Source organism: Aquimarina litoralis, assembly GCF_039523995.1.
Lineage (GTDB): Bacteria > Bacteroidota > Bacteroidia > Flavobacteriales > Flavobacteriaceae > Aquimarina > Aquimarina litoralis.
Genome location: NZ_BAAAGE010000005.1, coordinates 1 through 12,386 on the forward strand (window position 1 = coordinate 1; position 12,386 = coordinate 12,386).

Sequence of the window (12,386 nt, forward strand, 5' to 3'; positions counted from 1 at the left end):
ATTGTAATAATATCAGTATAAACCAATATTAATACGCGCTGTCAATCAATAAATCAATGAACTTTTTCAACAACCCAACACAATCTTCATCGCTGGCTGTATTCGATAATTATCAAGGAATCGAACCTTAAAAACAAAATCTCTTTTGCCCTACTCCAGTATAATTTCTATTCTTATGAACTTGGCTTGTTTCTCAAAGCGGGTGCAAATATAAAACGCTTTTTTATTCCCCGCAAAACTTTTTTGAACTTTTTTTTAAAAAAATTTTTAATCAACTAAAAATTTCTAAAAACATCCTCAAAAAAACCAAACTCTCTCAATGAACTCTCAAAACTTATTCCGTTTTGCGGGTGCAAACATACAACCCTTTTTCCTTTCAACAACAAAAAAATACAACTATTTTTTAACCTTTTTGTAAAACACTCTAAACATTAAAGTTACAAATCAAAAAAAATAATTTCTAAACTTTCAAAAGAGCAAATAATAAGAAAAACTAATAATTGGGCTCCTTTAAAATGCATATCTCTAAAAAACCATTAGAAAATTTGTCAAATTATCTTCTGAGTCCAATTGCAGCTTTTTTCGAAGCTTATGCCTATTTACATCTACACTCTGCGGACTTATACCAAGAAGAGGCGCAATCTCTTTTGAAGACAAATTCATTTTAAGGTATGCACACAATCTAAGGTCCTTTGAAGTTAAACCGGGGTACTCTTTGGACAATCTTTCGTAAAACTCTTGATGGGATTTATCAAAATTGATCTTAAAGATCCTACTTTCCTTGTCTGTTATATAGTATTCCACAAGCCTACGCAAATCCATATAATTACTATCATGCGATCTAACGTTAGGAGCTTCTTGTATTTTCACTATTTTATCTCTAATTTTTTTAAGAATCTTATTTTTATTAAGATTTACATATGCTACTTGAGTAAGCTCTCTACTTTTGGCTTTTATCTCATCTTCTAATTTGGAATTTTTGAGTTCAATAATTTTACGCTCCTGCTCAATCTTTTGTGCCTTATACTCTTGTTCTTGCTTTTGTAATTTTTCTTCTTTTAGCTTTATCAGTCTATTTTTCTGCTTTTTCATTTTATATCGACTTATAAAAATTCCAACCAGTACTAGAGTTAAAAAAAGTAATACATATATTATGTATGCTAATGGCGTTCTGTATATAGGTGGGCTAATTTTAAAAGAAAAAGAAGATTCTTTTATTACATCATCATATTTGGCTTTTAATTGTAACGTATAATCTCCTTCCGTTAAATTATACAATATCCTTTCCTGAGAGACTGTCCAATCACTCCATCCTTCATTATTTATTTTTGATCGATATAACACCTTTTTACCAAAAAGTGGTAATGCGTATTTTACTTTAAGGTCATTATCTTTAAATGGGATTCTTGACTTTCTAGCATACGAAATATCACTATTAACCGACACAAAATCCCTAATAAGAACATCTTCCCTAGTATTTTTAACAGAAACTTCTTTATTTCGGATGTATGCAGAAAAACCACCATATATTGGAATAATTTCTTTGTCTCCATCTAATTCAAAAACATTCAAAACATCTGGTACTAGTTGATTTTGTAATTCTTCTAAATTGACTAGTTCATCTCCAGTATCAATTACTACACTTTCATTATCCACATACCAAGTCTCCGTATCCTTTTCTATAATTCTAGGCGCATACCCTTTATTCATTCCCAATGCTTCTTCTGCAAAAGAATTATTCTCAGCATTATAAGTATACATATGAAATCCGGATGTTATTATAATGTCATTCTTAGTTTTCGAAAGTGACAATACCACTCCTTCAAAATCACTTAGTGGAAAGAAGGATTGCTGTATTAAAGTTTTCTTATCTATATCTAACTTAAATTTAAAAACTCCTTCGGAGCGAAGGGCTAACCAAATATTATTTTGGCTATCGACTTCTAAATACCTAACCGATTTGTTAAAACCTTTAAGCTGATATTCCTGCCAGTCATTATTCTCTTTCTGATATAAAGCGACACCATTATAATTAGGAGATAAAACAAACTCTTCTTCACTAAACTCATATTCTCTGAAATCCCAAGCTCCTTTACTAGAACCTATTTTTATAAGATCTTTATCTTGTACAAGATAAGCTCCCTTGTCATGACCAACCCAAATCTCATCATTAATAGACGTAAGATTCCAGACCTGTCCATTCAACAACAGTTTAAAATCTTCCTCTATATCTGTTGGCTCCTCATCTAGCGTATACAATCCTTGATTGGTTCCCAAATAGTAGAAGCCACCATTTTTTACTGCCGCATAAGTTGTTCCTAATAAACCATAATAGTCATAATAATATTTTAAGGAAGAATTTAATTTAATATAATCAACTCCATAATCTAATGCTAGCCACAAATTATGTTCATCATCCTGAAAAATCGATAACACCGTATTATTTTGAAGGCCTTTTAATTTATTAATATTTTCAACATACCCGGAATTGAGATCCACAATATAAAGTCCGTTTGTTACGGTCCCTAAAGCAATTCTACCATCATTTAATTTTAAAAAAGAAAAAATCTGTGCACTACTAATTTCGCTTGATCTGGAGAACTGAAGTAATGTTGCTTTTCCATTCTTAACAAGATACAAACCTTTTGTATCTGTAATAAGCAACATCTCATTATCAAAACTGGAAACTCCGATTATATTCCCATTTAACTGATCATCATCAAACACATTAGAAAGGTTTGACTCGGATAGCTTAAAAACTCCATTTTCATAATCATTGACAAACAATTCTTCACCCACCATATAACTCCATTTAAAACAACAGGGGGCAGGTATTTTTGTAATTATATTTCCTTGATTAATATATAGATTACTAAATGTTTGGAAAACGATTTCGTTGTCTAACTGATGTATCCTCCAGTATTCTTCAGTTTTATCCGATAGCTGTTTATTAATGTTATTTAAAAAATAAATTTCAAAATCATTATACGCTTCTTCTTTATTTTTTAGTAATCCAAAGTGTCCATCAGCACCAAAATAAATAGAGTCTTTATTTTTAACAAAAAGACTTCTGTTTGCCATAGCGTTGTTTGTTTCAACGGAATTCCATTCACTGCCATCATATACCAACACTTTATTTTCATTGGCGATATAAATCAACCCATTTTCATCTTGTTCTATATCCCAAGATTGTGCTCCGAAACCAAGAGACTTTGTATCATAATGAGTAATTTGATACTGAATTTTATTTTCAATAGATTGGGAGAAAGAAAAAAAATGTAATAAAAAAATTAACAGGCAAGTACGATTCATTAAACGCTGTATTTACACTAAGGGTAGTATTCCAAATATACTAAAAACTCATGAAAAATCTTAAAGAATCGCTAGAATAAGGAACTGTAAAAAAGTACTATTCTGGCAAACTTCCATGACAAACTAACTAAAATTGAGTAAACAATATTTCCTTAATTTCTTTAAGAAAAGGATCGATAAAATGCCGGAGGAACATAAAGCTTACTCACTCCAGCATCTTAAAACAACTAATCTAAATTATTGAAATTCTATTCTTTTATTCAAACAGAAGATCGATATTGAGATCGAACTATTCTTGTTTCTATACAATCCTTGACAACCTTAAAGAGAACCTAAACTCTCTTTTTTAATTCGGCTAACTCAATTAAACTGTATTAGGTAAATAATCCATAAGCAACAAATATCTCTCTTCATAACGCTTTTTTTGAAACCTTAATTGATCTATTAACCATTTCGGAATGGTTATATATTTAAAATCTCTCTATCTTAAAAATTACTTTATTATTATTGCACGAAACCAAAAGAAAGAATCGGATAATTAACAAATACTTTATTTTCTTCATTAACCTTTATCAAAACTACAATAAAATTGCATTTAATGTATCAATCCCTTAATCTTAACTATATATATACAATCAAGAAATCATTCTTAAATACAAAAAATCAAAAAGCCTGTTAAAAAATTGAAAAACAAATGTTTAAACTAAAAAAAGTATCCTTATCCACCTTAAACGTAGATCCTAATCCATATACATAGTATTATAGATTCTTTCAATAAGCTCATAATCCCAAAAACTCTATTATTACAGTCTTATTGAATCGAAAAAAATAAATTTTATAAAAGATTTTGAGTAAACTTGGATATTATTATTGAAATTGATGATAGATGTAGTAATTCACTAGATCAATTATTAAGACATATTGGTACAAAAGTTTTACAGGAAGAAATTCCATACTAAACCAAAACGAATCACGGCATCTCTAGGAGCATATCCAGGGGCAGAAAATTCATTGTTCTGACTGAAAGCTTCTCCAAAGTTCTCGACTTTAAAATAGATACGTGTTTGTCTTATCCTAGCATTAAAAAAGATATCGAACTGAGGAAAGCCTCCAAAAGTTTGAGTAGTATCCCCATCCGTACCCATATTGTCAAAATATTCAATCTCATTGGGGCTTTGTACATAGAACTCTGAGAGTATAGGATCATAACCATCCGCATCATACTCCGAATAATATTTAAAAGTTACACCTGTTTGTAAAAACAAAGCTCTTTTAAACCAATAGTCTTGATAATAAACACTATTTCTAGTAACGATATTAGGCACATTATACACTTCGAAGGTTCTTACATCTCCAACTTCATTTATGGTATTGGTTGCATTACTAACATTCTGATATACTATTGAATTATCGATACCTAACCAACCAAATTTTAAACTATTAGAAAGCTTAAGCTTTAATAAATTCAAACTACCATCATACTGTTCAGGAACTGTAATAGAATCTGTGTTCTTTGTAAAATATGTATAGTTATCAATGGTCGAATAACTAGCTTCTATATTTGCCCAATTCTTAACCTGCACATTAGCATGAATTTTTTGAGTTTCTACATTTTTAAAATCATTAGTAGCGTCAGTATTATTAAAATTCTGCCAATTATAATTTACGTAATCACTCTGATATAAAAGAAAATTATAATTTGGAGCTGAAGAACTGGAGCTTATACCTACTTGCAGGCCATAATCACCAAGCTGATATCCTGCAGAAGCATTCAGATAATTCCCATCAAAATCGCCTGATATAATTGACATTCCATCTGCAGCAAGTTGAAATCCTTTATAGTATTTTTGATAAGATCCTCCCACAGAAACTATATTTCCTTTAATTCTATTGGTAATATCCGTCCCATCTTCTAAAGTAAGAATTGTATTATATCCATAATTATAGTCTGAAATACCTGCATTAACAATTAGACTACCCAACCAATTATTATTTACATTTACAAACAATTGATTACTAAAATCTTCAAGTGCGACTTTGTCTACTAAAGCGTCAGAATCATAAGACTCTCCAAAAAGATCAGTTGGAGCTGCTTGATCAAACTGAAAAGATTTATCTGTAAGATCCAAAATATGCCCAACGGCTATATTTGTATTAGTACTATCCGTTTTTTTTAAGATATCGTATTTGTGATTCAGGTAAAACCTTTTTCCAAGTAAAATACTCTCTGCATTTTCAAAATTCACCTCTATAGACCCTCTGTCTGAAAATTCATCAGCTTCTTCTCTAAACTCTTCAGTATTATTAAGATATTGATTTAGACCTGTTTTTGAGAGCCCTCCATTCTCTTCGTTTAATAAGTCTTGAGACACAAAATGAGTTCGTATACTATATCTATCATTTTTAGTCCTGTAATTTGCGGTAGCCCTAAAATTACCTGTACTCGTAAGTGCATGTTGGTATTTTCCTAATGACCTATTTCCTTTATAAGCAATCGATAGATTTAACCTAGGAGATGTATTTACGGTAAAAAACGCATCTAACTGTTGCCCTTGTTCGAAAGTAGTTTTAAAATACAATTCAGTTAAAGGCGTAGGAACATTATAATACAGAATATCTTCCGCTTCCATAAAATTAAAATGCCTTGCTCTTGCCCCAAAAAGAGGTAATAAATGGTTATATTCTTCTACTTTAATCAAACTATTATAAGTTTGCCCGACATTATTTATCGGCTGTAATCCAAAATCATCTCTTCTCAGATAATTGAAGTTATAATCCCTTTGGATTGTTAAGGTAGTATCCACAAAAGTGGTATCATTTTTAATACTTATGATCTTATAATCCGTAATTGGAGGTTTACTTTTGGTTTTCTTTGTAAACGGCTTCTTTTTTTGAGCAAAATCAGGAGTTTTCTTTTCATTTGTTCTTACTTCATTCAACTCTTCTTCATTACCTTCCTGAGCACTTGCAATGGAACCTATTAGAAGTATGATTATAAATACTAAATTCTTTTTCATCTATATCGTAAACTGTTGGCAAAAATATACTTTTTTAACGAAAGTCAATAGCTATGAATTATTCGTTTTAATGCTAAGTTTTTTTCTTGATTCTCAAAAATAGTTTTCTGATGTTCTGTTCTTACATTATCTTCGTAATATGCTCGAATTAAAATTAAAACCTGATCTCATAGAATGTGGAACAGATGAGGCAGGTCGTGGTTGTCTGGCAGGACCTGTTACTGCTGCCGCTATTATTTTACCCGATGATTTCAGTAATGCGATCTTAAATGACTCGAAACAGCTTAGTGAAGCAAAACGAAAGCAACTAAGACCACTACTAGAAGACTGTTCTATTACCTATGGTGTGACACATATCTATATGGAAGAGATTGATAAAATAAATATTTTAAACGCTTCTATTCTAGGCATGCAACGTTCTATAGCTCAATTATCACCTCAGCCAGAACATATTTCTGTAGATGGAAATAAATTTAAACCATATCATAATATACCACATACCTGCGTTATAAAAGGAGATGGTAAATATCTTAATATTGCTGCAGCATCGATTTTAGCAAAAACCTATAGGGATGAATATATGGAAAAGATCCATGAAGAATTTCCTATGTATAATTGGAAAAAAAATAAAGGATACCCAACTGCCGAACATCGAGAAGCAATACGAAAATATGGTATCACCAAATACCACAGAAAAAGTTTTAGATTATTACCAGAACAGTTATCACTAGAGTTCAAATAATTATCTTTGGCAACTGAGAATATTTGGTAGATAGAAAAACAACCAAATTATTACAAAACCAAGAATAAAAAAGGAAAACAAAACACATGAAAAAAATAGTTGTACTTCTAATCTCCACAATTGTTTTAGCTTGTAACACTACTACCGAAGAACCAAATACTCTTATTGATTATATCCCCAAAGATGCTCAGGTGATTATAAAAATCAATGATCTGGAGCAAACAAAAAATATGCTAAGGGATAATGACTTTTTCAAGAAAAATAAAAATCTTGATTTATTCAACTATTTTAAAACACTTCCCATATTAAATCAAGTAGACCAATCTAGTGGCCTATTATGTTTTTCTCCAATCGGTAAGAATGATTTTGAGTATACGTATATTTCTACATACGATCCAATGATCATAAATAAAGATTCTTTGGATCAAAAAACAATAGAAAACATCAATTATTCTAATAAAATCATACATAAAATAACTTCTGGCAATGATACTTTTTTTGCTACCAAACAGGATAGCTTATTAATTGCTTCTTCTTCTCAGATATTAATTGAAAACGCTATTCGCCAGCAAGAAAACAAAATTCCGGTTAGTGATGACCTTATGAAAGCTTACGAAGTTTCTGATGCAAAAAACCCAGTGGCTGTAATCGCAAATGGAAAACAACTGCAAGAAATACACAATTCGTTAATACCTAACCAAGATTTGATAGCGCTGTCAAATTTTAGTGGATGGATCTCGGTAGATGCTAAACTAGATCAGAATGCATTATACATAGATGGAATTGCCATAGAAAAAGACTCTTTATCGACTACCATTGGCATTTTTGACAATACTACCGCCCAAGAAAACAGAATCGCTAGTATCACGCCCATCACTGCCAATGGTTTTGTATCATTTACTTATGATGACTTCTATACACTAAAGAAAAACCTTGCATTAGCCCAGGAAAGGGAAATAGAAAATATTCCTGATGATCTAGACGAACTGTTTTCGGGAATTTCAGAAATTGGAATGATATTTTTAGAAAATGACGATGCATTAACTTTTACCTCGTTAGCTCCAGAAAACACCTTAGAACAATTAGCAGGCAGTCCTTCAGGTTCGTATAGAGATATAAATATATTTAGTTATGAAGAAAACACCACGTTTTCAGGATTACTAAAACCTTTAATCCCTGAATTTGAAGCAAAATACTATTTCTCTTATGAAAATCAGATTGTATTTGGTTCTTCTAAAAATACCTTACAAACCATTATTGCTAACATCCTTAACAAAACCGTATTACAAGAACAACCATATTACGCAAAAACATTAGAAAAACTTTCTGATGAATCTTCTATATTGATTGTAGGAACTGTAAAGTATTTAAAAGAATATATAAGTAGTAATATCGAAGAATCTCAACAAAAACAATGGAGCGAAACTAAAACTAAAGGCTATCAAATCGGGGCTTTACAACTTATTAAAGAAAGTAATTTTGCTCATATCCATGGTGTGATACAAAAAGATATTACCAAAGGTTCTGCAACCTCTGTTACGCAAACAACATCAACCACTTTAGAAAACAAAATTCTGAATAGGCCTATTTTGGTCAAAAATCACCGGACAAAAGGAATGGATATCGCCGTACAAGATGTGGACAATAATCTTTATCTAATCTCTGATAAGGGAGTCATCTTCTGGAAAAAACAGATAAATGGCGCTATCATGGGAGATATCCAACAAATTGACATTTATAAAAATGGTAGATATCAGCTCCTTTTTAATACCGAAAACACTTTATACTTAGTCGATAGAGATGGTAAAGATGTTACTTCTTATCCTAAAAAATTCGAAAAAACTATTACGCATCCCATTTCTTTATTTGATTATGATAAAAATAAGCGCTACCGTATTGTTGTAACACAAGGAAACAAAGTTAGCATGTTGGATGCAGAAGGAAATGTGGTATCTGGATTTGGTTTTGATGGAACTGAAACTAATATTATTTTACCTCCAAAACATATTAGAATTGGTAGTAAAGACTATATTTTAATCTCTGAGGAAAATGGTAAAATAAATATTCTAGATCGTTTAGGCCGAACTCGTGTAGACGTAAAGCAATCGATAGATTTTTCTAAAAACCAATGGCAACAATATCAGAATAAGTTTACTTCTACTGCGAAAGATGGAAAACTGATTCAGATTCAATCAGATGGTTCTGTTAATATAACCGACAAGGAATTGGACCCAAATGCTACTTTAGTTTCGACTAACAAAACGTTAGTTACCTTTTCGGAAAACAAGTTAACTATTAAAGAAAACACGCTAGAACTAGACTACGGAGTGTATACAAAACCACAGATATTTTACATCAATAATAAAATTTATGTAGCCATTACAGATAAGCAATCCAAAAAGGTATACTTATATGATAGTAATGCCGAGTTATTTCCGAATTTTCCGGTGTACGGAAATTCTATTATTAGCTTAGGAAATATGGATAAAGATCCAAATCTTGAATTTGCTGTACAAGGAGAAGACAACAGTATTCTAATTTATCAAATAAATTAATGTCTGTTTTCAAATTCTAAAAAGATTTTTGTTGACATTTTAATATGATGTATCACTAATGTGAAACAACGTAAATATAATGTCATGAAAAATTCAAGAATTTTACTTCTATTTATATTCTTATCATTTCAATTCTCTTGTGATACTGATGATGATAGTATTTTAGCCACTCCTCCTGCGTCAGGATTAACCTTTAATCTAGAAACCAACCAAGATCAAATGGGTGATTTCTTTTGTAATTCTATGGCAGTTTATGACGAAAAGATTTGGTCCACTGGCGGAGACAATAGCTATACCAATGGTATGGAATATAGTGATGATGTGTGGACCAGTGCAGACGGCATTGCGTGGGTATCTGAGGTAGACAATTTAGAACAACCACTTTGTGGACATACACTCACTGTTTTTGACAATAAACTTTGGCTTATTGGCGGAGAAAATAATGCTGGTGATTGGCAAAATCATATTGCAAATTCTGAAGGAATTTCTAGTATAGCTCCCTTTGGAGCCGTAGCTTATCATCAGACGGTGGTTTTCAATAACCGAATGTATGTAATTGCTGGTGATCCTGTAACTGAAAATACCAAAGTATGGTCTACAGACGATGGAACATCTTGGATAGAGGAAACTCCTAATGCATTTTCTGGTCGAGTATCCCATAAAGCTGTTGTTTTTAATAATGCCATATATATAATTGGTGGTGAAAACATTAGTAGTACCAAACTTAATGAAATATGGAGAAGTACTAATGGTAGAGATTGGACATTACTTACTAACAATAGCACAATCTTTCCCGGAATTAATGGCCATACTGCCACGGTATACAACAACAAAGTATGGGTCATCGGAGGTCGAACTGCTACCGATCTATTTACCAATGACATCTACTATTCATCCGATTTAGAAAATTGGACCAAATACGATGGAAGCAATCCGTTAGAACCTTTAGTTGCCCATAATACTTTATACTATAATGATGCTTTATGGGTGTTTGGTGGTAGAATTGATGGTGGTGTTACCGGAAAAATATGGAGTATTAGGGAAGACTGATATGGATTGCATATGAATCAATCACACAGAAAATAGTTTACCATTATAATCATTTTAAAGATTTCGATATAAATCAACCTCAATCTATTCGATTTGTTTAGTTTTTAGTCAAAAAAGCCGAAGTAAAAATTACTTCGGCTTTTTCGTTATACCATTTCTGCTTCGAATAAGACTTTAAAATGTTTCAACAGTTTCTCTTTTACTTCAGCTATATTTACACTTTCTACACCTAATTCTACATGTAAAGAAGTAACCGCTTTGTCATTAATTCCGCATGGAATAATATTATCAAAATATCCTAAATCTGCATTTACATTAAATGCAAACCCATGCATCGTAACCCATCTACTGGCTCTGACTCCCATAGCACAAATTTTACGAGCAAACGGAGTTCCCACATCTAACCAAACACCTGTTTCTCCATCACTACGAACCCCTTTAATTCCGTACTCATCTAAGGTAAGTATTACCATTTCTTCTAAAAGGCGAAGATATTTATGAATATCTGTAAAGAAATTGTCTAAATCTAAAATTGGATACCCCACAACCTGTCCCGGTCCATGATAGGTAATATCACCTCCTCGATTTATTTTATAAAAAGTAGCTCCTTTTTGTTGTAACTGCTCCTCATTTAAAAGCAAATTACTAATATCGCCACTTTTCCCTAAAGTGTATACATGTGGATGTTCTACAAAAAGAAAATAGTTATTGGTATCGAGATTAGCATCTTCTCGTCTATTCTTTATTTTCGTATCCAGAATTCCTTTAAAAAGATTTTCTTGATAATCCCAGGTTTCTTTAAAATCCTTTAAACCCAGTTCTCGTATTTCAATCTTCTTATTCATTAATCTTCCAACTCTACCTCTACATCCAATATCTTCGGATTTTCCATATAGTCAATAAATCCAACTTCTAAGGTAAAACTTTTCCCATCCTGACTAAATAATGCTTCTTTAGAAGAAATATTTTTTATCCTTCTCGGGAAATGATATTTGATTTTATATTTAGAACTTGCTAGAAACATCTTCATTTGTTCCAAACTGTCTAATCCTTGTTTCAATTGTTTTTCATCAAGAATTTCAGTTACCCTTTTAAATTTATTTCCTTTAAAAGTATATGAAACTTTGGTCGGATCATCTCCTTCAGTGTTAGACAATGGATCTCCCGGAGCTCCCACAGAGCTACCTGCTTTTTTACCTCCTAAAGAAGAAGCGGTTTTAAAATCATTAAAAATATTCCCTAAATCTGATACATTTTTAAAATCAGAATACAAATCAAAGTTCATCTCCATCGTTTTGGGATCCATGAACATATGCATTTTAAAATTTTCTAACTTTTTCAAACGCTCTTGTTCCGCTTTTGGTAATTGTGAAATACTATCCTTTTTTTCTTCTAGGTAATCTTTAAATACCATTAAAGTATCTATCGCCTTTTCCTCTTTTTGTTCTTCTCCCAGACCTTCTCCTAATTTGTCTCCAGCCATTTTAAGCAACTCAGAACCATCAAAACTGAAGGCTATTTTTCCACTTCCATCTTCATTAATATGTAAATCCTCTGAAAACTGGCATCCTACAAAAAGAATTGCCATTAAAAACACCTGTACCAAAAGGGATACTTTTTTCATCTATTTAAAATTTTTATTTGTTGAAAATTCATTAAAATCATGTACAACTGTGATTTGCTATTATACTTTTTAATGAGGATTTCCAA

At 31.5% G+C, this 12,386-nt stretch carries 7 protein-coding genes; 3 read left to right on the forward strand and 4 right to left on the reverse strand.

What is annotated here, in order from left to right:
* Nucleotides 1-525: 525 nt before the first annotated feature.
* Nucleotides 526-3,312 carry a helix-turn-helix and ligand-binding sensor domain-containing protein gene (locus tag ABD077_RS20945; RefSeq protein WP_343914181.1) on the reverse strand — a complete coding sequence of 929 codons (2,787 nt, stop codon included), beginning with the start codon at nucleotides 3,310-3,312 and terminating at the stop codon, nucleotides 526-528.
* Nucleotides 3,313-4,247: 935 nt separating this feature from the next.
* A complete protein-coding gene (locus ABD077_RS20950) occupies nucleotides 4,248-6,329 on the reverse strand; it encodes a putative porin (RefSeq protein WP_343914182.1) in 2,082 nt (693 codons plus the stop codon).
* A 139-nt stretch (nucleotides 6,330-6,468) separates the two neighbouring features.
* Between ABD077_RS20950 and ABD077_RS20955 the strand changes: the two genes are divergently transcribed.
* The 3 genes from ABD077_RS20955 to ABD077_RS20965 all read left to right on the forward strand — a co-directional run bounded on the left by ABD077_RS20955 (nucleotide 6,469) and on the right by ABD077_RS20965 (nucleotide 10,676).
* Nucleotides 6,469-7,071, forward strand: coding sequence for a ribonuclease HII (locus tag ABD077_RS20955; protein WP_343914183.1), 603 nt, complete (start codon nucleotides 6,469-6,471; stop codon nucleotides 7,069-7,071).
* An 86-nt stretch (nucleotides 7,072-7,157) separates the two neighbouring features.
* Entirely contained in the window at nucleotides 7,158-9,626 is a 2,469-nt protein-coding gene (locus ABD077_RS20960) for a hypothetical protein (protein WP_343914184.1), read from the forward strand.
* 84 nt (nucleotides 9,627-9,710) lie between these two features.
* Nucleotides 9,711-10,676: a Kelch repeat-containing protein gene (locus ABD077_RS20965; protein ID WP_343914185.1), complete on the forward strand. Its 966-nt coding sequence runs from the start codon at nucleotides 9,711-9,713 to the stop codon at nucleotides 10,674-10,676.
* Between the two features lie 146 nt (nucleotides 10,677-10,822).
* Here the strand turns inward: ABD077_RS20965 and lipB are convergent, their stop codons facing one another.
* On the reverse strand, nucleotides 10,823-11,521 hold the full coding sequence (gene lipB / locus ABD077_RS20970) for a lipoyl(octanoyl) transferase LipB (protein WP_343914186.1): 699 nt from the start codon (nucleotides 11,519-11,521) through the stop codon (nucleotides 10,823-10,825).
* Nucleotides 11,521-12,300, reverse strand: coding sequence for a hypothetical protein (locus ABD077_RS20975; RefSeq protein WP_343914187.1), 780 nt, complete (start codon nucleotides 12,298-12,300; stop codon nucleotides 11,521-11,523). The genes lipB and ABD077_RS20975 overlap by 1 nt, the downstream gene beginning before the upstream one ends.
* Nucleotides 12,301-12,386: the final 86 nt, after the last annotated feature.

What these genes read in the sequence shown, in the direction of transcription:
- ABD077_RS20945 (WP_343914181.1), bottom strand. Translation starts at nt 3,312, where the DNA reads ATGAATCGTACTTGCCTGTTAATTTTTTTATTACATTTTTTTTCTTTC.
- ABD077_RS20950 (WP_343914182.1), bottom strand. Translation starts at nt 6,329, where the DNA reads ATGAAAAAGAATTTAGTATTTATAATCATACTTCTAATAGGTTCCATT.
- ABD077_RS20955 (WP_343914183.1), top strand. Translation starts at nt 6,469, where the DNA reads ATGCTCGAATTAAAATTAAAACCTGATCTCATAGAATGTGGAACAGAT.
- ABD077_RS20960 (WP_343914184.1), top strand. Translation starts at nt 7,158, where the DNA reads ATGAAAAAAATAGTTGTACTTCTAATCTCCACAATTGTTTTAGCTTGT.
- ABD077_RS20965 (WP_343914185.1), top strand. Translation starts at nt 9,711, where the DNA reads ATGAAAAATTCAAGAATTTTACTTCTATTTATATTCTTATCATTTCAA.
- lipB (WP_343914186.1), bottom strand. Translation starts at nt 11,521, where the DNA reads ATGAATAAGAAGATTGAAATACGAGAACTGGGTTTAAAGGATTTTAAA.
- ABD077_RS20975 (WP_343914187.1), bottom strand. Translation starts at nt 12,300, where the DNA reads ATGAAAAAAGTATCCCTTTTGGTACAGGTGTTTTTAATGGCAATTCTT.